The sequence below is a fragment of the Streptomyces sp. TRM49041 genome, assembly GCF_008271805.1.
Lineage (GTDB): Bacteria > Actinomycetota > Actinomycetes > Streptomycetales > Streptomycetaceae > Streptomyces.
In genome coordinates this window covers 3,366-24,131 of the sequence record NZ_VSRY01000164.1, presented here as the reverse complement: position 1 = coordinate 24,131, position 20,766 = coordinate 3,366, and the positions used below count along the sequence as shown (strand labels likewise).

Here is a 20,766-nt window from a genome sequence, read left to right as displayed (position 1 = left end):
CCGTCGGCCCGGAGGGGTTCAGCCGGCCGGGCCGGGGCGCGCCAACTCGGGTGACAGGGGCCGGTACTCCCGTGTCTCCTCGCCGTGGAGCGCCCGCGGGGTCGATGGGGCCGACGACGCGGACCCGGCCGACGCGGTCGGCTGCGACGATCTGCCCCGGGCGGGCGGGCGGTCCGGGAACACCGCGGTGACCCGGTCGCCCGCCCGCACCGCGGGGATCTCCGCGCGCAGCCGCGCCACGGACGTCTTGCGCTCGTGCCACGGACACACGAGCCGGTCGGCGTCCTCGGTCACGTCGGCCAGATGCAGCGGACCGCTGCGGTGGGGGCACTGGGCGCGCATCACGAACCCCCGGCCGCCCACCGTGGCGTACACGTACGCCGTGCCCGCGACGACTACGCAGTTGTCCCGCCCGGCGACGGGAAAGGTCAGGACAGGCACTTGCGGTAGTCCCCCACGGAGTGGATCTCGTAGACGCACTCATCGGACTCGATGTTGGCGCCGTGCAGCCGGTTGCGCTTGATCACCACGCCCTCGCCGGCCCGCAGGGTCAGTGACGAGCCGAGGCCGCTCTCGAAGCGCATGACGCCGGAGACGATGTGGCACAGCTCGTCGCCCTCGTGGCAGTGGGTGTTGGACAGCTCGCCGCGCGGCTCGACCAGGTGCGCCACCGGCGCCTCCACCCGGCCTTCCCGCAGGGCCTCGTAGACGGGGTCGTGCAGCTTCTTCAGCTCCGGCTGGCCGTCCATCCAGGCGATCTGCGCGGAGAAGTCGCCGTCGGCGACGTCGAGGAGCACCCGGTACTCCTCGATGCCGCGCACGATCTCGGGGATGACGCCCTCGCCGTGCGCCTCCACCAGCGGATCGATGATCTTCTCGCGGGCCATCCGCCCGTGGTGCTGGTCGATATGGATGTGCTCGGTGAAGTACGTGGTGTCGACGGCGTCGCCGAAGACGCCGCGGAGCAGCCGGTCGGCGCGGCGGCAGAAGTCGACCAGCGAGCTCTCCGTGTAGAAGAGGGCGCCGACGTAGCGGAAGAACAGCTCGTGGTTCTTGCCCAGGTAGTGGAAGTAGTTGTTCAGCAGCAGGCTGCTGTTGAGGTAGTACTGCCAGTACCGGTGGAGATCGGACTTCAGGCCCACCGATTCCAGGGTCTTCTCGAACAGGGTGCTGTGCTTGGTCTCGTGGACCCCGTAGCCGTACTCGTCGATGACGACCTTGAACCACTCGGACTGGGGCCTGCCGTAGTAGCCGAGTACGTTGCGCATCATCGGCGACGCCTCGGAGAGGAAGTCGGGCGCGAACTGCACCAGCCACATGCGGGCGGCGCGCTCGGGGTCGGTGGAGCCGGTGATGGCCGCCTCCACCGGGGTCTGCTCCTCCGCGCCGCCCATGTCGAGGGAGTCGAGGTAGCTGTCGAGGCTCGCGGCGGTCCACTTGCCGGACGTCTCGACCTCGTCGTCGAGGAAGCCGAAGGCGTACCGCTCCAGGGCCGGGCGAATCCTTTCTCCGAGGGCGCGGTTGCCGGGGCTGTAGAAGGCTCGGAAGTCGTCCTCCTTGCCCTGGAGGCCGGACTTGGGGAGGAACACGAGGTCGGCCTCGTAGACGGAGGTGAGCAGGCGCTGCACGGCCAGGCTCGTGTAGTCGAGTATGTTCTCGCGGCCAGGCACTCGGTCGTAGTCGAGGTGCGGGAGGACCTGCGGTCTGAGCTGGCGGCGGTAGGGGTTGTCGTGGTTCTCCCAGTCCTCGTTGTCGAGGTAGATGGGGTTGGTGGCGTACTGCACGACGGCCTCGCGCAGTGCGGTGCCGCTCAGTTCGAACGGGACGTGCCGCGGTACCTGACTCATCGCTTGCTCCCTTGTCGTCGTTGTCGAAGGAAGTGCAGGAGAACCTCAGCAGTGCGCGCTGAGCATGTAGTCGCTCCACCGGAGCCGGAAGGAGACGGTCTCGCCCGCCTTCGTCGGTACGGGCTTCTCCAGCGGGACCCAGCCCTGCATCCAGTGCGAGCGGGTGTTCTCCGGGGAGTTGCGCAGGGTGATGCCGCCGCCCATGTCCAGCTCGAACCAGACGAGCAGGGCGTGTGCCTCGCCGTCGGCGGTCGCGAGGAGGGAGACGGGGCGTTCGCCGGGCTCGAGGTCGTCCCGCGCCAGGTCGAAGTCCAGCACGCGGGCGGCCTCGGACAGGAACCGGTGCGGCCAGGTGTCCAGCCGTACCGGGAAGTGGCCCCGGGTCGCCAGGGTGTTCATGAGTGAGACGTCGAAGCCGTCGGCCGTCGTGACCTGGTTCAGCTTCAGTACGGCTTCGCTGCTGACCAGCCGCCCGTACAGCCGCGCCGCCGACGGCAGCATGATGCCGTGCGGTGCGAGCAGGTGCTCCCGCGCATGCCGTACGGAGGGCAGCAGGCCCTCGCCGATGAGGCCGCAGTCGACGATCTCCGAGACCAGGACGTCCACCGGGCCGTCGAGGTCCCGGCCCACCTCCAGCGCGGTCGACGGCCTGCCGATCACCGTGATGACGTCGGCCAGGCCATGGGCGTCCACCACCTGCCGGGCGACCTCCGCGAGCAGTGGATTCATCTCGCAGGTGATCACTCTTGCCGCGCCGGCCCGGGCCGCCGCCATGGCGAGCAGTCCGCTCCCCGAGCCGATGTCCAGCACGGTCGCCCCGGTCGGGATGCTCCGCTCGAGGGCGGCGGCGAGCGCGTCGTTGCGCTCGGCGTCGTTCAGCATGGCGAAGTGCCAGCGGGGCACGGTCCTGCGCGCGATGCGCGAGAACGCCGCCGAATCGGCGGACAGACCCCCGGGGGGCGCCTTGAGCAGCGAGGACGCCTGGTCCGCGATCTCGTTCATCTCCTGGGCCAGCGACTGCAACGACGCCGTGATGAGGCGCTGCTGAGAGCTGTTCGGCGACACGTTCACGCCGCCCCGTCCGGCGTCGTGCCCCGGTGTCGTGATCTCCGCGTCTGGTGCTTGCTGCATATGCGCCACTGTGCTCCTCACGCTGAATCGCCGGGTTGACCGTGGTGCGTTGACCGTGGTGCGAGGCGGCAACAAGATCTTTGCGCCCTCGCAAGGCGACCGTATGCAAGAGGGATGGTGCGGTTCTCCAGCGATTCTTCAGTGGAAGCGGCGGTTTTCCCATGGAACGCGGGCCAAGGGGAAGGCTTTGACCAGCGCATATGCCAAATCCGCCGGTCTTCTGGAACGGGGCGGCGGAATCCCTACCCTTCGGCCGGTTGTTTCCGGCACCGCCGTGCCGCGTGGCTACCGGGCATCGTGGAAGATCACTCCCAGCGCATGCCGCCGCCCGCTGTGCACGGCACTCACCCCATGCCGCAGGACCACCCGGCTCCATCCTCGTGCCGAGCGCACAGGGCGGTGGTTGACCGTGAAGACCAGGCCCTGTCCCTGCACCGGGCGCTTGACGACGGGGCGTGACTGGGCGCGCGGCCGCTGCTCCACGAACACGCTTTCACCGCCCGTGAAGTCCTCGTCCGGCCGGTCCAGCATGATCGCCACCTGGAGCGGAAACGTCAGGTCGCCGTAGACGTCCTGGTGCAGACAGTTGTAGCCGCCGCGCTCGTACCGGAGGATCAGCGGCGTCGGTCGGTGCTGGCCGGCGGCCGCGCAGGCCGCCACAAGGCCCTCGTGGTCGGGCGGGAACCCCGGCTCGCCCAGCCGCTCGGCCCAGGTGTTGGCGATCCGGGCGAGGGGCGGGTAGAGCCGCTCCCTCAGGATCTGGACCACTTCGGGCAGGGGACGGGCGAAGTACCGGTACAGGCCCTCGCCGAAGCGGTGCCGCGCCATCGTCACCGTGCTGCGGAACAGCGCGGGATCGTCGAAGAGCGCCCGAAGGTCCGCGCACTGCCCCGGCGTCAGCAGCGGCGGGGTCAGCGCGACGCCTTCCTCGTCCAGCTCGGCGGCCAGGGCGGGCCAGTCGAGGGCGTCGAGCGCCGGTAGTAGGCCGGCGAGACCGCCGGGGAGGCCGCGCGGGACGTCTTGTGGGACGTCTCGTGGGACGTCTCGGGCCGCGGGCCCATGATGCGGACGGGCCTGGTCGAGGCCGGGCAGCTGCGGTGTCTCGTATGCGCTCACGTGCTCCACTTTCTGTGGCGGAAGGAGAGTGGTGGGCGCCGACTACGGGGGATGGCGCCGACGCCCACCGGTCACAGGGACGGACAGGCCGCAGGCTCGCCCGCCCGCTCGGCCGCCGCTTCGGCCGCAGGCCTCGACGGCTCAGCCGCCGCCTCGAGGTCGAGCAGGAACCGTTTGGCCTCCAGCCCTCCCGCATAGCCGTTGAGGCTGCCCGAGGCGCCGACGATCCGGTGGCAGGGAAGCACCACGCACAGCGGATTCGCGCCCAGCGCCGTCCCGACCGCCCGCGCGGCGCCCGGCCGGCCGAGGGCCTCGGCGAGTCGCGAGTACGTCGAGGTACGCCCGTACGGGACGAGGTCCCGCAATGCCAGGACCGTCCGGCGGCTGAAGGGGGTGGCGAGCCGGAGGTCCACCGGCACGGTGAAGTCACGGCGCCGGCCGGACAGATAGGCGTCGAGCTGGTCGCGGGTCTCGTCCAGCACCCTCCGCCTGGCCGCTCCCGCCTCCCGCTCCCCCACCGTGCGCAGCCCTGCCCTGCCCAGGCGCTCCCCGGCGGCCTCGGGCGTGCCGAAGCGGCACAGCACGAGCGCGTCGTCCGTCGCCGCCAGCACGAGCGGGCCGAGCGGCGTGGCATGCACCGCCGAAGCGACACCGGCACGGGCACCGCAACCGGCACCGGCACCGGCGGGGTGGCTGACAGTTGGCATCATGTGACTCCCGTGTTCGTCATGGCCGTACCGACCGGCGACCGTCACGCGATGACGGGCCGGCAGCTCTTGCACGCGCGGTAGCCGGCCCTGTCGGCCTCGCGCGCGCTTCGGAACGGCACCTGGTGGGGTGGGGTGATACGGCGCGCGTGCGCACACGTCGGATGGCAGTAGATACGGGTCGTGTCGCTCCCGAGGAACACCGCCCCTAGGCGGCTCAGCTCCGCCGCCCTCCGCGTGTCGACGCCCTCCGCCGTGCGCAGCGCGTCGCCCACGTCCGGGACGTGGACGGCGTCGCAGGGCACGCCGCTGTCGTACGTCACGCGGTGGCAGGGGATCAACACGGTCACCGGGTTCTTCGCCAGGGCACCGACGACCGCGGCCGACGGCACCGCGGCCTCCCTGGCGACCCACGCGACCGGCCGCAACTGCCGTACCGGGATGGTCCGTACGGCCTCCAGCACGGCACGCTCGGTCACGGTGAGACCGGACAGGTCGATGGGCAGCCCCCGCGCCCGCCCTGTCCGCAGGGCGGTGACCGCGCCCGGGAACGGCTTGGCCGACCGTATGGCCGAGCGGTTGGTGCGGGAGCGGTGCAGTTCTTCGAAGGCCGTCGCGCCGAGCCCCGCCGAGTCGAGGGCGGAGCCGGTCACCGCATGCGGACCCGCCGCCACGAACAGACCGCCGACGGGCGTTTCGAGGCGTACGTATGTGTCGTAGCGCTCGCGGGGAACGCCGGCGCTCCGCAGTACGCGCAGGGCGAAGTCATTCGGAGGTTCCGCGGCGAGCCCGTTCAGGCCGCTCACCGCCCGGTCGTCCGGCCGAGGCACCGCCTCGGGGTCATGCCCTTTCATGTCGTCACCTCCTCCAACACCGATGTCTCCGGCTCCAGCAGCCGACGGAGACTTCTCAGGCCCCTGGACACCTGCGCCTTGACCGTCCCGACCGCGCACCCCTGCACCTCCGCCACCTCCGCGTAGCCCATTCCCACCACATGGCGGAGCACGACCGCTGTCCGGTGGTGCTCCGGCAGCTCCAGCAGCGCCGCGACCAGCCGCCGACGGTCCTCGGCCAGCGCGGCGCGCTCGTCCGGTCCGGGCCCCTGGTCGGTCCAGGCGTCGGCGGTGTCCTCCACCCGCACGTCGGCCGGGGCGGGGCGGCGTGTGCAGGTGCGTACGTGGTTGCGCCACACGTTCGCGGCGATGGTCATCAGCCAGGCACGCGGCTTCAGCTCCCGGCGGCGGTCGGGGGCGTACCCCTGTAATGCCGTGTAGGCGCGCAGGAACGCGTCCTGCCCCAGGTCGGCGGCCTCGGTGGCGGAGCCGGAGACCCGGAGCAGAAACATGTACACCGCCCGCTCGTGGACCCGGACCAGCTCCGTGAAGCCGGCGTCGAGGTCCACCGCCAGGAGCTCGGTCAGCTGCTGCTCGGCCTTCTCGTCCATTACCGGAAGGAACACCGTGCCCGGCGAAACGGTTGCACCGCGCCGCGCGGGTGACCCACACCGCCCTGTCCGCGGCGGCGTGGGCTCATCGCGCGGGGTGTTCGGTGATCCAGCGGGCGGCGATCAGGCCCGAGGCGGCGGTGAGGACGGCCGCGGCGATGACGGTGGCGTCGAGACCGAACCGGTCGGCGAGGACGCCGGCCACCAGGGCGCCCACGGCGTAGCCGATGTCGCGCCAGAAGCGGTAGGTGCCGAGCGCGTTGGCACGCCAGGTGGGATGGGCGTGATCGGAGACGGAGGCGATCAGGGCGGGATAGACCATGGCCGTGCCGATACCGAGCACGACGGCGGACAGGACGCCCGCGAGCAGCGGGGTGTCCAGCAGCGCCAGGGCCAGGACGAAGCCTCCGGCCTGGACCAGCATGCCGGTCACGATGAGGGGTTTGCGGCCGACGCGGTCCGCGAGGTGCCCGGTGGGTATCTGGCCGATGCCCCACAGCAGCGGGTACAGGCCCTTGATGAGACCGACGGCGGCGAGACCGAGGCCGTGGTCGGTGAACAGCAGGGGAAAGACACCCCATGTCAGTCCGTCGTTGAGGTTGTTGACCAGCCCGGCCTGACTGGCGCCGCGCAGGGAGCGGTCGCGCCAGGAGGTGCGGGCGAAGGTCCGGGCGAGGCCGGGCGACTGCTCGGCGGCGGTCGGCTCGGGATGCTGGGCGAGTTCCAGGGCGACATGGCCGGCGGTGTCGCGGACGACCAGGGACAGCGCGAGGCCGGCGGCGACGAAGACCACTCCGATGAGCTCGGGGGCCGGACGCAGGCCGTAGGCGGTGGCGAGGTAGCCGGTGAGCAGGGCGGTCGCGCCGACGGCGATGTATCCGGCGGCCTCGTTCAGGCCGGTGGCGAGCCCGCGCCGGGCGGGGCCGACGAGGTCGATCTTCATGTTGACGGTCATCGACCAGGTCATGCCCTGGTTGACGCCCAACAGGACGTTCGCGGCGACGATCCAGCCCCAGGACGGCGCCCAGGCCAGGGCGAAGGGGACGGGAGCCCCGATGAGCCAGCCGACGACCAGAAGCTGTTTCCGGCGGAATCGGGCGGTCAGCGCCCCGGCGGCGAGGTTGGTCAGGGCCTTGGTGACGCCGAAGGCGATGATGAAGGAGAAGACCGCGAGATCGCTGGTCAGGCCGAAGACGTCGGTGCCGATCAGCGGCACGGTGGTCCGCTCGAGACCGACCAGGCCACCGACGCAGACGTTGACGACGACGAGCAGGGTGAACTGGAGCCGGTTCTCCCGCAGTCCGAGCCGTACGGGCCTGGCCTCGTGGGCTGTCGTGCTCACCGGCCGTCGCCTTCGGCGAGGTCTCGGCCGTGGGCGGCGGCGTACGCCGCGGGGCCGCCCCTCAGGACGGTGATGCCGGTGTGGCCGGCGCGTTCCAGGATGCTGGCGGCGGTCATGGCGCGCTCGCCGTGTCCGCAGGCCACGACGGCGCCTTCAGGGGCCTCGGCGGCACGGGAGGCGAGGTCGCCCAGTTCGAGATGGAGGGCGCCGGGGACGTGTCCGGCGGCGTACTCCGCCTCCTGCCGCACGTCGATGTACGGGGCGGCCGGGGGTCCCGGGGCCCGGTCGGCGGTGACGAACGCGGTGGTGGTCCAGTCGCGGCCGTCGGCGATCCAGGCGCCCATGCCACCGTCGAGGCGTCCGGCCGGCCGCTCGTAGCCGATCTTGTACGCCTGCCAGACGATCTCGCTCAGGTCCTGGTCGTCGCCGGTGACGAAGGCGATCGGGGCGTCATCGGGCAGCAGCCAGCCCAGCCAGGTCGCGAACTGCTCGCGCAGTGGGATGGAGACCGCGCCGGGGATGTGACCGGCCGCGAACTCGGCCGCCGGGCGCACGTCGACCACATACCCCCCGTCGGCGAGCAGCCCGCCGACCTGCCCGGCGTCGAGGGCGCGCAGGGCCGGCTCGGCGGTCAGTACGGCGGGGCCGCGTCGGTTGATCTCGGTGAGGCGGTCGAAGTACGCCGGATAGGAGCCGAGGCTGCCCACGAGCTGCCGCACGAAGGAGTCCTCGTCCGGTGCGGCCAGCAGCGGGTTGGCCCGCTTCTGCGCGCCGACGGTGGTGGTGCGCTCGGCGCCGGGAGGGGCGGAACAGAACGAGCCCGCCCCGTGGGTGGGCCACACGGCCGTGGCATCCGGAAGCGTGGTCAGACGCCGCAGTGAGTGGTACTGGGCGCGGGCCAGCTCGTCGGTGCGCCCGGCACCGAGCAGGTCGGTGCGGGCGGCGGAGTTCACGATCAGCGACCCACCGGTGAAGACGCCCAGCTCCCGGGAGCCTTCCAGCAGCAGGAAGGCGAGGTGCTCGTCGGTGTGGCCGGGGGTGGCCAGGGCCCGAAGCGTCAGTCCGCCGAGGTCCACCTCGTCGCCGTCGCCCAGGCCACGGTGCGGGAAGGCGCGGTGTCCGCCGGCGGAGGCGAGCACGGCGGCGCCGTGATCGTGGCCGAGCTGCACGGCTCCGGAGAGGAAGTCGGCGTGCAGGTGCGTGTCGGCCGCGTAGGCGACGCGCAGCCCGAGCCGCTCGGCGGCCGCGTACAGGGCACGCAGATCGCGCCCGGCGTCCACCGCCAGGGCGCGGCCGTCCCCCAGATCGACGAGGTAGGCACTGTTGCCCAGCCCCTCGTCCACCAGTGGCACCAGGTGGTCCTCGGCGAAGCCCACAGCATCCTCCAGGTCCGTCTCGGACGGGCGGGGCGAGGCGCCCGGCCACGGCCCCGCCCACCCACTCTCAATATTCCATGGAATTATGGAATACACCAGCCGCAGACGACCTCACCCCGCCGGGCCCGCCCCGGCGGGGTGAGGTCACACCATCGCGCGGCGCTTCGCCGCACCGGCGGACACCGCGGTGCTCTCTCTGCCACCCTGACCCCCACCACACACACCGGCCCTGGGGGGACCATGCACACCAGACACCTCGCCGTAACCGTCAGCCTGCTCCTCCCGCTCACCGCCTGCAGCGGCAACGGAGAGCCCGGCCCCACCGTCACGGTCACACGGACCGTCACCGCCACGCCCACCCCCAAGGCCGCGGCCACACCCTCGGCACCGCTCAAGATGGGCACCAAGGTCGACATCGTCGAGGACGAGAACGACCTGCACATCACCGTCCAGGCACTGCAGTACCAGCAGCCCTACAAGGGCCCTCAGCCGCAGAAGCCCTTGGACTTCCAAGGCGGCGACACCTGGGCCACCATCAACGTCAAGGTCTGCAATGTCCAGGGCAGCGACTTCACGGTCAGCCAATTCCCCTGGCACCTGTCGTACAAGGACAGCACCAGCATCCAGGTCACCGGCTCCACGGGCGGTGACATGCCGAAGCCGGAGTTCCCGATGGACCGCACGGTCAAACCTGGACGTTGCGCGGCCGGGCTGATCGCCTTCCCCGTGCCCGGCGACAAGAGCCCCGAGCGGCTCGTGTACGAGCCTGATGGCACGCAGCCCACCGAGTGGGCCATCGGCTGACTCCTGCCGGCAGCGCCCCGCCGCACCGCGGACAACGCGCGAACACGTCCAGGTACAGATCAGCGGAACCGCCTTCACCACACCCACACCCGCGGTACGTTCGCCATCCCCCCACACCGCCACCGCCATAGGCACCACTGAGGGGACACCGTGAACCCACACCCGCCCGACCCAGGCCCGCCTTACGCGCCCTACCCTCCTCCGCAGCCCCCGAAGAAGAGCCTCGGAACGGGCGCGATCGTCGCCATCGTCCTCGGGAGCATCTTCGGCGCGCTGCTCCTGCTCGGCATCATCGGCGCCGCCGTCTCCGGCGGCACGGACTCCAACGGCGACACGGAACCGAAGCGGACCGCGCCCGCCGAGGCCGGGCCCGCACCGGAGAAGCCGGCTGTGGCACCCGCCGAGGAGAAGCCGGAGAAGGCCGCGGAGATCGAGGTGACCGCGAAGAAGACGACGTTCAAGCCGGGCATCCTGCACGACGGCGGCGCGTACACCAGCGTCACCGTGACGGTCGCCAACAAGGGCGGCCGGTCGATCCCCGTGAACCCGCTGTACTTCACGATCACCGATACCGGCGGCGGCGTGCACACACAGGAGCTGGGCAGGGACGAACGGCAGATCGACACCGTCGACCTCGCGCCCGGCGAGCACATCACCGGCGTCGTAACCGGCGAGGGCGGCTTCACCCCGGCGTACGTGACGTACGCACCCGGCCTGCTCGGGAAGAGCGTGCGCGGCGAGGTGTCCTGAGCGGCGCCCCTCAAGGGCAACCCCATGAGGGAGCGGACCGCCCCGGCGACTGGGCCCGCTCTGGGCGCGCGCCGACCGGGCGGGACGAATGTCGCGATCGACAGCACATCTCACCCTTTGGTCCGGTTATGGATGATAATCGGGGCATTGATTCCGTTGGCGCGGCAAAGGGGCCCGTATGCATGCGAGTGATCTCGCGGAGCCGTATCCGACGGTGTCCACGGACGATGACGCGGTCACCGCGGCCCGGTTGTTCGTGGAGCATCGGCTGCCCGCGTTGCTGGTGGTGGACCGTGACGGCCGGCCGTACGCGATCGTGCCGGGGTCGCAGTTGCTGGCGTTGCTCGTGCCGGAGTTCGCGCGGGATCGGCCGAGCCTGGCCAGCGCCTTGCGGGCGGAGGGTGAGGACACACTGCCGCAGCTGTTGGAGGGGCTGTCGGTGGCGGAGTGGATTCCGGGGCAGCGGGTGATGCCGACGGTGGTGGGGCCGGGTGCCGGAGCGCTGGAGATCGCCGCGCTGATGTGCTCGACCCACACGCCGCTGGTGGCTGTGGTCGAGGCGGACGGGGACCGGGTGTGGACGTCCGGAGCGATCACCGCGGCCCGGCTCATGGAGCACTTCCTGGTTGACGGGTGAGCCGGGCGGGGCTCGGCCGCGTCACATCCGGACCGGCGAGTACCCCGGGCCGGAGACCGGGCATTGCTCGCTCTCCCGCCGACAGGCCGGGGCCCCACAGAGCACCCACCGCCCAGGCGGACCGCCGGAACGGCGAGGACCGGGGCGGTTCGCGGTTCGCGGTTCGCGAGTTCCGCCCCGGTCACACGGTCACGCGGTCACGCGGTCACGCCCTGATCAGGCACGTCCCGCTGTGCCGTCCTCCACCGGATCGAGCATCTCCTCCTGCGGCGGCACGACGACCAGTTCCATGGGGCCGCTGCGGCTCCGGGTGGTGAGCCGGGTGGCGATGGGTTCGGTGTAGCGGGCGGTGAGCGGGCCCAGCACGACGAGGATGAGGACATACGCCGTGGCCAGGGGGCCGAGGGACGGTTCGATGCCCGCGGTGACGGCCAGCCCCGCGATGACGATGGAGAACTCGCCGCGCGCCACCAGGGTGCCGCCCGCCCGCCACCGCCCCTTCGCGGAGATGCCCGCGCGCCTGGCGGCCCAGTAGCCGGTGGCGATCTTCGTGGCGGCCGTGACCACGGCCAGGGCGAGGGCCGGGAGGAGGACCGGCGGGATGCTGGCGGGGTCGGTGTGGAGGCCGAAGAAGACGAAGAAGACGGCGGCGAACAGGTCCCGCAGCGGGCTGAGCAGGTTGTGCGCGCCTTCGGCGACCTCACCGGACAGAGCGATGCCGACGAGGAACGCACCCACGGCCGCCGACACCTGGAGTTGCTGGGCGATGCCGGCCACCAGCAGGGTCAGGCCGAGCACGACGAGGAGCAGCTTCTCGGGGTCGTCGCTGGAGACGAAGCGGGAGATGATCCTGCCGTAGCGCAGGGCGAGGAAGAGCACCAGCCCGGCGGCGCCCAGCGCGACGGCGAGGGTGACGCTGCCGGCGGCGAGCCCGGTACCGGCCAGCAGTGCGGTGAGGATCGGCAGGTAGACCGCCATGGACAGGTCTTCGAGGACCAGGATGCTCAGCACGACCGGTGTCTCCCGGTTGCCGAGACGCCCGAGGTCGCCGAGGACCTTCGCGATCACTCCGGACGACGATATCCACGTCACCCCGGCCAGCACGACGGCGGCCACCGGTCCCCAGCCAAGCAGCAGGGCCATCGCGGCGCCGGGCAGGGCGTTGAGGGCGGCGTCCACCAGGCCGGCCGGGTACTGGGTCTTGAGGTTCGTCACCAGGTCGGTGGCGGTGTACTCCAGACCCAGCATCAGCAGCAGGAGGATGACGCCGATCTCTGCGCCGATCGCCACGAACTCCTCGCTCGCGCCCAGGGGCAGCAGCCCGCCCGTGCCGAAGGCGAGCCCGGCGAGAAGGTAGAGGGGGATGGGGGAGAACCTCAGCCGTCCGGCGATCCGGCCCAGCAGGCCGAGGCCGAGGATGATCGCACCGAACTCAATGAGGAAGACGGCGGACGAGTGCACTCATCACTCCCTTCCGAGTATCGCGGCGGCGGAGTCGACGCCTTCGCGGGTGCCGATGACAATGAGGGTGTCGCCGCCTGCCAGACGGAACTCCGGCCCAGGCGCGGGAATGGCGTCGGCTCTGCGCAGCACGGCCACGATCGACACGCCCGTCTCCGTCCGCATCCGCGTGTCCCCGAGCAGCCGCCCGTTCCAGTACGAGGACGCCGACAGCTCGATCCGCTCGGCGACCAGCCCCAGGTCCGTCGTGGACAGCAGATTGGGGCTGTGGTGCGAGGGCATCAGCGCGTCGATCAGTGCCTCCGCCTCCCCCGCGTTCAGCTTCACGGACAAGGCACACGCGTCGGGATCGTCCCGGTGATACGCGTTCAGTACCCGCGTCCCGTCGCGCTGCGCGACCACCGACAGGCGGCGGTCCTCCCGCGTGGTCAGGTCGTAACGGACCCCGATGCCGGGCAACGGCGTACTGCTCATACGCGGAACGGGCACAACAGCTCTCCTCCACAGTGCGACACACGAGCGAAGCACCCCGCGCACGGGTGATGCCTTGGCGATTACTTTACTTGGGGGGCAAAACAGAGCATTCAACCCGAATTCCATGGCTCTTCGTCGAGAACCAGCCGCCCCGGGCCTCCGCCCACGCCGCGGTTGGCCGGTTCGCAGAGCCGGTGCATCATGTCCACGGCCCGGTACGGAACGGGAAGCGACAAGGAGCTGACGAGTGATCCGGTGGAGGCTGATCGACGCCCGCCAGCGGCCGGTACCCGAGCCGGTGGGCAATCTGGCGACGTGGCTGACGGCCGCCATATGCGCGCCCGCGCTGATCACGGCCCACAATCTGCTCGACGGCCAGGGCGAACCCTGGCTGGACCTGCTCGCGCTGAGCCTGCTGTGCGCCGCGCTCGGAGTCACCGCGCGTCTCACCGCCGCCCCTGGCACCGCGCTGCTCTGCTGGGTGCACTTCAGCCTGTTCGCCATCCCCCCGCTCGGCCAGTTCTCGTGGCTGCTCCCGCACGACTGGAAACGCCTCGCCCTCCTTCTGCTCACCGCGTCGATCGGAACGGTCTGCGCCCGCCTCCACCACGCCCGCGTCGCACACCACCGCCTGAGTGCGCGGCGGTAGCGACACCCACCACAGCCCCCTGGGCACGCCGACCGATCCGTCGGCCCGAGGCAGCCGGCCCCCGAAGCGCCACGCCGGGAGGCGAAATGCCGGCCCGGTGCTTCGACGTCCGGGACGGAACGGCGGGGTAGGGTGACCACCCGCCGGGCTGCTGGGCTGAAGACGCGCTGTTGACACGGCCGACGGGCGACCACACCGGCACGACGTCGAACCGGGACCAGCGCGGGGAAGGCCGGGAGCAAGAAGTGGCAGGACGCGTGGCGCGGGTGTGGCGGACCCTGTTCACCTCTCACCCGGCCCGGACGACCGTGATGGCCTTCGCCACGGTGATCCTCGGTGGCACCGTCCTGCTGACCCTGCCCGCGGCATCGGCCGGCGGCGACACGACCGGCGCGGTCACGGCCCTGTTCACCGCGACGTCGGCGGTATGCGTCACCGGTCTGGTCGTGGTCGACACGGGGACGTACTGGAGCGGCTTCGGTCAGGGCGTCATTCTGACGCTGATCCAGGTCGGCGGCTTCGGGATCATGACGATGGCCTCGCTGCTGGCTCTGCTCGTCTCCGGCAAGCTCCGGCTGCGGATGCAGCTGACGGCGGCCGCCGAGACCAAGAGCCTCGGCCTCGGAGACGTACGACGGGTTCTGCTCGGTGTCGCCGGTACGACGGCGACCGTCGAACTGGCGGTCTGGACGTGGCTGGCACTGCGCTTCCGGTTCGGGTACGCCATGCCACTCGGCGACGCCGTCTACCACGGCTTCTTCTACTCCGTATCGGGGTTCAACAACGCCGGTTTCGCCCTCCAGTCCGACAGTCTGACCCGGTACGCCACGGACCCGCTGGTGACCCTGCCGATAGCGGTGGCCGTGATCCTCGGCGGCCTCGGCTTCCCCGTGCTGCTGGAACTGCTCCGGCACCGCGACCGGCGGCGTACGACCGGGCGGCGCGGCTGGTCCCTCCACACCAAGCTCACCCTCATCACGGCAGCGGGCCTGCTGCTGACCGGCACCGTTCTGACCTGCCTCCTGGAGTGGGGCAACCCCGGCACGCTCGGCCGGTTCACCTGGGAGGACAAGCTGCTCAACGGCTTCGTCCACTCCGTCATGACCCGAAGCGGCGGGTTCAACACCATCGACATCGGCTCCTTGGAGAACGCGACACTGCTCATGACGTGCGCGCTGATGTTCATCGGCGGCGGCAGCGCGGGCACGGCGGGCGGCATCAAGGTCACCACCTTCGCCGTACTCGCCGCGGCGATGGTCGCAGAGGTGCGCGGCGAACCCAACTCCACGATCCTGGGCCGCCGTCTCGCGCCACACGCGCTGCGACAGGCACTGACGGTCGCCCTGCTGGGGATCGGTTTCGTCATCGCGGCGTCCCTGACGCTGATGACGGTGGTGAAGGCGCCTTTCGAGGTGGTGCTGTTCGAGGCGGTGTCGGCGTTCGGCGTGAACGGGCTGTCCGCGGGCGTCAGCGACGACCTACCGGTACCCGGCCAGTTGATAGCGGTCGTGCTGATGTTCGTCGGCCGCCTCGGACCGGTCACCCTCGTCTCGGCCCTCGCCCTGCGCGAGCGCGCCCGCCGCTACGAACTCCCGGAGGAACGCCCCGTCATCGGGTGACCGACCGGCCGGGTGACGCCGTGCCCCGGCCGGAGAAGGCGGCCGGGGCACAGACACCCTGGTAGGCCCTGTGGGACTCGAACCCACAACCCGCCATCGCCGGAGTTCAAGTGTTGCGATGACCGCTAGAACCTAAGTGGTCGGCTCTGGAAGTCCTTCGGGGGTTGATCTGGGGCCGGTTGTGTGTGTCGGATCGTCAGAGCTCTGGGGTGGCGAGGTGGAGGTGGCAGGTGCTGTCGAGGGCGTCCTCGGGGGTGCCGGCGAAGGCGCCGGTGGGTAGCAGGGAGTCCTCGTAGCGGTCGCCGCCGGGTTACCTCTGTCCACAATGAATATTTGCACGCGCCATAAGGCGATATGCCCGAATTGTGGGATTGTGACTGTCGAAAGGCTCGCTTGACGTAGGCCTCGACGAATGGAGTCTCAATGATGACCACTGGCCTCACGGGCGCCCTCCGGAGGATTGCCGCCCGATCCCGGTTGGCCCCGGCCCTGACCCTCATCTGTACGACGACTGCCCTGATCGGTCTAGCCGCGCCATTGAGCGCGAGCGCCGCCACGTCACCGAGAGCGAGCACGAGAGCGGCGGCGACGCCGGTATCGCTGGGCACCGCCGGAAACTTCGCGGTCCTCGCTGCGACGACGGTCACCAACACCGGTCCCACCACGATCAACGGCGACCTCGGACTGAGCCCGGGCACATCGGTGACCGGCTTTCCCCCCGGGCGGGTGAACGGCAACCAGCACGTGGCCGACGCCGTCGCACTGCAGGCCAAGAACGACCTGACCGCCGCGTACAACGACGCGGCGGGGCGCCCGACCACGGCCACCGTCCCGGTGGAACTCGGCGGAACCACCAAGACCCCCGGCGTGTACGACTCGCCCGCCGGCACGTTCGGAATCACCGGACAGTTGACCCTCGACGCTCAGGGCGACCCGAACGCCGTCTTCATCTTCAAGGCGGCATCCACCCTCACCACAGCGTCCGCGAGCAGCGTGAACCTCGTCAACGGCGCGCGGGCCTGCAACGTCTTCTGGCAGGTCGGTAGCTCCGCGACGCTCGGAACCAACTCCACCCTCCGGGGAAACGTCCTGGCGCTCACCTCGATCACCGTCACAACTGGGGTGACCGTGGAGGGCCGGACGCTGGCCCGCAACGCCGCGGTCACGCTGGACAGTGACACGATCACCCGCACGACCTGCGACCAAGCGCCCGTCACCACCACCACCGGCCTGACCACCTCAGCCAACCCCACGCCGCTGTCCGAACCGGTCACCTTCACCGCCGCAGTGGCGGCCGGTTCCGGTACGGCCATCCCCAACGGCCTCGTGGTGTTCATGGACAGGTCACAGCTCATCGCCGTCGTCCCGCTCGACAGCACCGGGCACGCGGTGTTCACGACCTCCACCCTGGACGTCGGTCTTCACCTGATCCAGGCCGCCTACCTGGGTGCGGGCGGGTTGGCAGCCAGCGCCTCACCGACGATCTACGAGCTCGTCCAATAGAACTGAACCACCGTCGGCCTCCGCGCACCCTTGCTGTACGCGGAGGCCACAACGTGGCACGATGCCTCCGATGTTGAACCCGCAGTGAGTGTGTTTAGCGTTTGACGCGGCCACGAGCGGCGACGGCGGCGAAGCCGAGCAGAATCGGTTTGCTGATCCGGCTGAGCGTGTCGATCCAGATGCCGGGGATGGTCAGATTCTCGCCACTGGTGCGGAAGACCACGGCGTTGAGCGTGACCTCTCCGGCTGGCTCGGCTCGGTTGCAGGTGAAGCGTTGCCCAAAAGGCAGGGCCGGGATTGAGGTTCTCAAAGTGAGGGCTGTCGAGTTTCCCGGGGCGGAGATGGTTCCCTTGATCTAATCGTCAGTGATCCACTTCGCGAGATCGGCCGTTCCTCCTGCCATGCGCATACCCTGCGCCCGCCCCGTGCTGCTGACTGCCGCCGAGCGCGAGCGGTTGAAGAAGATGGCCTACGGTCACAAGACCGAGTACCGGCTGCGGGTACGCGCGCAGGTCGTCCTGCACGCGGCGCGGGGGCGCTCCAACGCGCGTATCGCCCGCGAGACGGGTCTGCACCTGGACACGGTTCGTACCTGGCGGGGCCGGTTCGCCCACGGCGGGCTGCCGGCCCTGACCGACCGCAAGCGCTCCGGGCGCCCCGCCCGTTTCACCCCCGTGCAGGTCGCCGAGGCCAAGGCGCTGGCCTGCCAGTTACCCGCCGAGAGCGGCATACCGCTGTCGCGCTGGTCGTGCCCGGAGCTGGCCGCCGAGCTGACCGCGCGCGGGGATCACCTACAGTGTCTCCGCGCCCACGGTGCGCCGCTGGTTGCGCGAGGACGCGCTCAAGCCCTGGCAGTACCGGTCCTGGATCTTCATCCGCGACCCCCACTTCCGCGCCAAGGCCCAGCGTGTCCTGGACCTCTACGCCCGCACGTTCGAGGGTGTCCCGCTGGGCGAGGACGAGTACGTCGTCTCCAGCGACGAGAAGAGCTCCGTCCAGGCCCGCTGCCGCTGCCATCCGACCCTGACCCCGGGCCAGGCCCGAGTGATGCGCGTCAACCACGAGTACGGCCGCGGCGGCGCGCTGGCCTACCTCGCCGCCTACGACATCCGACGCGCGAAGGTGTTCGGCCGCTGCGAGCCGAAGACCGGCATCGTCCCCTTCATGAACCTGGTCGAGCAGGTCATGACCCAGGAGCCCTACGCCAGCGCGAAACGCGTCTTCTGGGTCGTCGACAACGGCTCCTCCCACCGCGGCCAGCGGGCCATCGACCGCCTGGCCAGCAGGTTTCCGAACGCCGTCATGGTCCACACCCCCGTCCACGCCTCCTGGACGAACCAGATCGAGATCTTCTTCTCCATCGTCCAGCGCAAGGTCGTCCAACCCAACGACTTCACGGACCTGGCCCAGGTCCAGGACCGGCTCCGAGCGTTCGAAGACCGCTACAACGCCACGGCACAGCCGTTCCAGTGGAGGTTCACCACCACCGACCTGGACGATCTGCTGGCCCGGCTCGTCCGACACACACCCACCGACCGACAAGAAGAATCCTCCGTCGCTCTGGCAGCCTGATCAACCCCCGAAGGACTTCCAGAGCCGACCACTAAGCGGGAGGGCAGGGGGCGCTTTCGTCGTGCCTGGCCTCAGCCGGCCTGCGCGCGGCAGTTGCGCACTGCGTCTGTATACAGCTCCCGTGTCAGAGCCTCCGGCCCGATCCCGAGCTCACTCAGCACCGCCCTGACAGCGTCGAGAGCGTCCGTGACCTCCTCCTCACCCGCCTGAGTCTCCACCTCCAGAAATGTGCCATCGATCTCGGGGACACGCACCAGGGTTGCCAGCATCCGCCGACCGCCCGCGTAGAAGTCGTAGTTGCGGCAGCGCTTCTCGAAGCTGATGACCGGGATGTAGCCAAGCCCGCGCAGCACCCCGTGAACAGCACCCGTGTCGGCAACGTTCGTCTCGTGCTCCGGCTTCGACCCTGACGCCTCATCCACGGCGGCGTCCTTGAACGTGAGCACGGTCCGGGTACTTTCGGCGCTGTGGATCGTGCGGACCCGCAGCTCCTGGCCGCCCTTCTCCAAGCGCCCATCGGGGGCGTCGTAGTAGGTGTCCTGGTAAACCTCGGCACGGCCTACGGCGCGCTCCTCCAACTGCTTCATCACCGCCTCGGGTGCGTCTACCCGCGCTTTCAGCTCTGCCTCGATCATCACGTTCCCCTCTGGCTCACACCGTGCGGTCGGCGCCCTTGACGATCGCGTCGAACATGCGGCGGAACCCCCGATACAGCGGCCCGTGCGGCGTCTCCATGATCTTGTACATGGCCGACTCGTGACCCTCCCAACCGGTATCGAAGGCACCGACGAACATAGTGGCGCCTGCCCTGATGACGCGCCAGGTCGGCAACATGCAGTATCGGTACACCTGTACATCGCAGCCCTCATCAGCCAGTTCACGCAGTCGACCCTCGGAGAGGCGGACACCGCTGGCCAGGGACTGCGGAGACTCACCGATCTCGGCAGCGCGCTGGGCAATCGCCGGAGATGCTGGGTCAAGCAGAAGGACCCGGACCTGCATGCCGCGGCCGCCTTGTGTCCGAGGGAGGCAAGCGCGGAGGAGAGAGTCGTTCAACCCGATGAGCCCGAGCCCACGAACCGCGAGCATGTCTAACGCCGAGGCCGAGCGGACCTGCTGCTGAATCTCTTCCGCCGCTGGCCTCTGCGCCGAGTACACCCGCACGACTTCTGGGAAGGCTGCAAGGTCGAAGGCTGCTCCTCCCCTCGGCTGGTCCCGGCTTGGGGCCAGGCCGAGAAGGTGTCGGGCATCGTCGGGAATCCTGAGTCCATCGGCAATGCGCTCGTAGACATCGAGGCAGGTCACCTGCCGTCGCCCGTTGAGGATCTCGTTGACACGGGCCTGCGTCATGTCGACGGCTGTGGCGATTCTGGCCTGGCTGGCCCCGGTGTACTGCTGTACGAAGCGGAAGACCGCTCCGATGTCTCGGGCGCGCAGTGACTGCCGTACCTCGGCGCGTTCCCATGCCCATCGGGGCAGTTCGATGGGCATGAGGGACGTAGGCATGGTGCCCCCTTTCCAGGTTGGAATGGGAACGCATCTCACCGTGAGATTACCGTCTGGGTATCGAGCCGTCACGCCTCGTGGCCAGAGGGTGGAGGCATGAACCCCTCCACGACCCGGCAGAAGCGCGGACAACAGTGCGTCGTGAGCGCCCCAGCGGCCGAGCCACCGACCCCGCTACACGATCCCGACCACGGTCCGCGGCCTGCCCTGGGACGTGTACGCCGGCGCCGCCTGCCTGTGGTGCCAGCAGCCTTTGGAGGCGGACGGGTCCGAGCTGGTGACGCGCACGGACGAGTGGCTCGGCGTCCACTACGTCGGCGCCGCCCTGTTCGCCTGCGCCGACTGCCTCACCAAAGCCCGAGCGGCGAAGGAGAGCACACGGTGACGATCGCGCACAAGACGTTCTGCGCCGCCTGCGACCAGCCCATCAACGGCCAGGCCGACGTGTACTACCCGGACTCCCCGTCCGGCGCCAAACCCCCAGTGCACTACCACCCGCACTGCAGCCTGGCCGATGCCGCGCACGTGCGCCGCTACCAGCTGGCCCCGGGCAGCCGCTGAGCCCCCGACCCACTCGCCCCGGAGCCCCAGATTCCCGTCTCGGCTGCCACGCCCCTGGACAGGTCGACAGCCGAGACGGGCCCGGGCCACAGAGCCCGCTACGTGCACGACGGCACGGGGACAGGCCCCGCGCCGACACACACCCGAGGAGCAGCATGACCCCGGTAGGGACCATCAGCAACGGACGCGGCACCAAGGCGTACCAGAACGTGAACGCCCCCGGCCTGGACTGGCGCAAGTCCAGCCGGACGGACCTGGACCCGATCC

Annotated in this window: 23 protein-coding genes and 1 pseudogene; 10 read left to right on the top strand and 14 right to left on the bottom strand. The window is 70.3% G+C overall.

Translation table 11 applies throughout. The features are described 5' to 3' along the window. Positions 1 to 18 precede the first annotated feature (18 nt). The 9 genes from FVS66_RS27930 to FVS66_RS27890 all read right to left on the bottom strand — a co-directional run bounded on the left by FVS66_RS27930 (position 19) and on the right by FVS66_RS27890 (position 8,963). Complete coding sequence (locus FVS66_RS27930) at positions 19 to 441, bottom strand: Rieske 2Fe-2S domain-containing protein (protein ID WP_149184009.1); 423 nt, start codon at positions 439 to 441, stop codon at positions 19 to 21. Beyond that, positions 429 to 1,847: an iron-containing redox enzyme family protein gene (locus FVS66_RS27925; RefSeq protein WP_149184008.1), complete on the bottom strand. Its 1,419-nt coding sequence runs from the start codon at positions 1,845 to 1,847 to the stop codon at positions 429 to 431. Before FVS66_RS27925 ends, FVS66_RS27930 begins: the two co-directional genes overlap by 13 nt. A gap of 45 nt (positions 1,848 to 1,892) precedes the next feature. Beyond that, positions 1,893 to 2,978: a 50S ribosomal protein L11 methyltransferase gene (locus FVS66_RS27920; RefSeq protein WP_149184007.1), complete on the bottom strand. Its 1,086-nt coding sequence runs from the start codon at positions 2,976 to 2,978 to the stop codon at positions 1,893 to 1,895. Positions 2,979 to 3,263: 285 nt separating this feature from the next. Further along, positions 3,264 to 4,094, bottom strand: a complete 831-nt coding sequence (locus tag FVS66_RS27915) for a 2OG-Fe(II) oxygenase (protein WP_149184006.1) — start codon at positions 4,092 to 4,094, stop codon at positions 3,264 to 3,266. A 71-nt stretch (positions 4,095 to 4,165) separates the two neighbouring features. Then, complete coding sequence (locus FVS66_RS27910) at positions 4,166 to 4,732, bottom strand: methylated-DNA--[protein]-cysteine S-methyltransferase (protein ID WP_262387253.1); 567 nt, start codon at positions 4,730 to 4,732, stop codon at positions 4,166 to 4,168. Between the two features lie 113 nt (positions 4,733 to 4,845). Next, positions 4,846 to 5,655, bottom strand: a complete 810-nt coding sequence (locus FVS66_RS27905; protein WP_149184005.1) for an Ada metal-binding domain-containing protein — start codon at positions 5,653 to 5,655, stop codon at positions 4,846 to 4,848. Continuing rightward, positions 5,652 to 6,245 carry an RNA polymerase sigma factor gene (locus tag FVS66_RS27900; protein WP_149184004.1) on the bottom strand — a complete coding sequence of 198 codons (594 nt, stop codon included), beginning with the start codon at positions 6,243 to 6,245 and terminating at the stop codon, positions 5,652 to 5,654. Before FVS66_RS27900 ends, FVS66_RS27905 begins: the two co-directional genes overlap by 4 nt. Positions 6,246 to 6,330: 85 nt before the next feature. Further along, positions 6,331 to 7,587, bottom strand: coding sequence for an MFS transporter (locus FVS66_RS27895; protein ID WP_149184003.1), 1,257 nt, complete (start codon positions 7,585 to 7,587; stop codon positions 6,331 to 6,333). Then, the gene (locus tag FVS66_RS27890; RefSeq protein ID WP_149184002.1) at positions 7,584 to 8,963 is read right to left on the bottom strand and encodes an MBL fold metallo-hydrolase; all 1,380 of its coding nucleotides are present in this window, start codon (positions 8,961 to 8,963) and stop codon (positions 7,584 to 7,586) included. Before FVS66_RS27890 ends, FVS66_RS27895 begins: the two co-directional genes overlap by 4 nt. A gap of 240 nt (positions 8,964 to 9,203) precedes the next feature. Here FVS66_RS27890 and FVS66_RS27885 point away from each other — a divergent pair, with 240 nt between their 5' ends. From FVS66_RS27885 to FVS66_RS27875, 3 genes are all read left to right on the top strand, one after another. Next, complete coding sequence (locus FVS66_RS27885; protein ID WP_149184001.1) at positions 9,204 to 9,767, top strand: DUF4352 domain-containing protein; 564 nt, start codon at positions 9,204 to 9,206, stop codon at positions 9,765 to 9,767. Between the two features lie 150 nt (positions 9,768 to 9,917). Next, positions 9,918 to 10,517, top strand: coding sequence for a DUF4352 domain-containing protein (locus FVS66_RS27880; RefSeq protein ID WP_149184000.1), 600 nt, complete (start codon positions 9,918 to 9,920; stop codon positions 10,515 to 10,517). Positions 10,518 to 10,695: 178 nt separating this feature from the next. After that, positions 10,696 to 11,154, top strand: a complete 459-nt coding sequence (locus FVS66_RS27875) for a CBS domain-containing protein (protein WP_149183999.1) — start codon at positions 10,696 to 10,698, stop codon at positions 11,152 to 11,154. Positions 11,155 to 11,370: 216 nt separating this feature from the next. Here FVS66_RS27875 and FVS66_RS27870 read toward each other — a convergent pair whose 3' ends face one another. Then, a complete protein-coding gene (locus FVS66_RS27870) occupies positions 11,371 to 12,615 on the bottom strand; it encodes a cation:proton antiporter (RefSeq protein WP_149183998.1) in 1,245 nt (414 codons plus the stop codon). 3 nt (positions 12,616 to 12,618) lie between these two features. Further along, entirely contained in the window at positions 12,619 to 13,089 is a 471-nt protein-coding gene (locus FVS66_RS27865) for a TrkA C-terminal domain-containing protein (protein WP_149183997.1), read from the bottom strand. A gap of 247 nt (positions 13,090 to 13,336) precedes the next feature. Between FVS66_RS27865 and FVS66_RS27860 the strand changes: the two genes are divergently transcribed. From FVS66_RS27860 to FVS66_RS27850, 3 genes are all read left to right on the top strand, one after another. After that, the gene (locus tag FVS66_RS27860) at positions 13,337 to 13,738 is read left to right on the top strand and encodes a hypothetical protein (protein WP_149183996.1); all 402 of its coding nucleotides are present in this window, start codon (positions 13,337 to 13,339) and stop codon (positions 13,736 to 13,738) included. Positions 13,739 to 13,983: 245 nt separating this feature from the next. Then, complete coding sequence (locus FVS66_RS27855) at positions 13,984 to 15,357, top strand: potassium transporter TrkG (RefSeq protein ID WP_149183995.1); 1,374 nt, start codon at positions 13,984 to 13,986, stop codon at positions 15,355 to 15,357. A 537-nt stretch (positions 15,358 to 15,894) separates the two neighbouring features. Beyond that, on the top strand, positions 15,895 to 16,860 hold the full coding sequence (locus FVS66_RS27850) for an ice-binding family protein (protein ID WP_262387252.1): 966 nt from the start codon (positions 15,895 to 15,897) through the stop codon (positions 16,858 to 16,860). A gap of 94 nt (positions 16,861 to 16,954) precedes the next feature. Here the strand turns inward: FVS66_RS27850 and FVS66_RS36280 are convergent, their stop codons facing one another. After that, on the bottom strand, positions 16,955 to 17,083 hold the full coding sequence (locus FVS66_RS36280) for a hypothetical protein (RefSeq protein WP_262387251.1): 129 nt from the start codon (positions 17,081 to 17,083) through the stop codon (positions 16,955 to 16,957). Between the two features lie 178 nt (positions 17,084 to 17,261). Between FVS66_RS36280 and FVS66_RS36275 the strand changes: the two are divergent. Both FVS66_RS36275 and FVS66_RS27845 read left to right on the top strand, forming a co-directional pair. Continuing rightward, a pseudogene (locus tag FVS66_RS36275) lies at positions 17,262 to 17,582 on the top strand (helix-turn-helix domain-containing protein); the annotation flags it as partial. A 91-nt stretch (positions 17,583 to 17,673) separates the two neighbouring features. Then, positions 17,674 to 18,432 (top strand): IS630 family transposase, encoded by a 759-nt coding sequence (locus FVS66_RS27845; protein ID WP_262387250.1) that lies wholly within the window; start codon positions 17,674 to 17,676, stop codon positions 18,430 to 18,432. A 71-nt stretch (positions 18,433 to 18,503) separates the two neighbouring features. On the opposite strand, the gene FVS66_RS27840 is transcribed toward FVS66_RS27845, so the two are convergent. Together FVS66_RS27840 and FVS66_RS27835 are read right to left on the bottom strand one after the other, a co-directional pair. Next, the gene (locus tag FVS66_RS27840; RefSeq protein WP_149183993.1) at positions 18,504 to 19,067 is read right to left on the bottom strand and encodes a class IV adenylate cyclase; all 564 of its coding nucleotides are present in this window, start codon (positions 19,065 to 19,067) and stop codon (positions 18,504 to 18,506) included. A gap of 16 nt (positions 19,068 to 19,083) precedes the next feature. Then, the gene (locus FVS66_RS27835) at positions 19,084 to 19,923 is read right to left on the bottom strand and encodes a helix-turn-helix transcriptional regulator (RefSeq protein ID WP_262387249.1); all 840 of its coding nucleotides are present in this window, start codon (positions 19,921 to 19,923) and stop codon (positions 19,084 to 19,086) included. 229 nt (positions 19,924 to 20,152) lie between these two features. On the opposite strand from FVS66_RS27835, the gene FVS66_RS35255 reads away from it, so the two are divergent. Together FVS66_RS35255 and FVS66_RS27830 are read left to right on the top strand one after the other, a co-directional pair. Further along, positions 20,153 to 20,323 (top strand): hypothetical protein, encoded by a 171-nt coding sequence (locus FVS66_RS35255; protein ID WP_187645723.1) that lies wholly within the window; start codon positions 20,153 to 20,155, stop codon positions 20,321 to 20,323. Continuing rightward, a complete protein-coding gene (locus tag FVS66_RS27830) occupies positions 20,320 to 20,499 on the top strand; it encodes a hypothetical protein (RefSeq protein WP_149183991.1) in 180 nt (59 codons plus the stop codon). The genes FVS66_RS35255 and FVS66_RS27830 overlap by 4 nt, the downstream gene beginning before the upstream one ends. Positions 20,500 to 20,766: the final 267 nt, after the last annotated feature.

Bases quoted from the DNA above. Each gene is read 5' to 3' on its own strand.
- FVS66_RS27925 (WP_149184008.1), bottom strand. From the start codon at position 1,847: ATGAGTCAGGTACCGCGGCACGTCCCGTTCGAACTGAGCGGCACCGCA.
- FVS66_RS27920 (WP_149184007.1), bottom strand. From the start codon at position 2,978: ATGCAGCAAGCACCAGACGCGGAGATCACGACACCGGGGCACGACGCC.
- FVS66_RS27905 (WP_149184005.1), bottom strand. From the start codon at position 5,655: ATGAAAGGGCATGACCCCGAGGCGGTGCCTCGGCCGGACGACCGGGCG.
- FVS66_RS27900 (WP_149184004.1), bottom strand. From the start codon at position 6,245: ATGGACGAGAAGGCCGAGCAGCAGCTGACCGAGCTCCTGGCGGTGGAC.
- FVS66_RS27885 (WP_149184001.1), top strand. From the start codon at position 9,204: ATGCACACCAGACACCTCGCCGTAACCGTCAGCCTGCTCCTCCCGCTC.
- FVS66_RS27875 (WP_149183999.1), top strand. From the start codon at position 10,696: ATGCATGCGAGTGATCTCGCGGAGCCGTATCCGACGGTGTCCACGGAC.
- FVS66_RS27865 (WP_149183997.1), bottom strand. From the start codon at position 13,089: ATGAGCAGTACGCCGTTGCCCGGCATCGGGGTCCGTTACGACCTGACC.
- FVS66_RS27840 (WP_149183993.1), bottom strand. From the start codon at position 19,067: ATGATCGAGGCAGAGCTGAAAGCGCGGGTAGACGCACCCGAGGCGGTG.
- FVS66_RS27835 (WP_262387249.1), bottom strand. From the start codon at position 19,923: ATGCCCATCGAACTGCCCCGATGGGCATGGGAACGCGCCGAGGTACGG.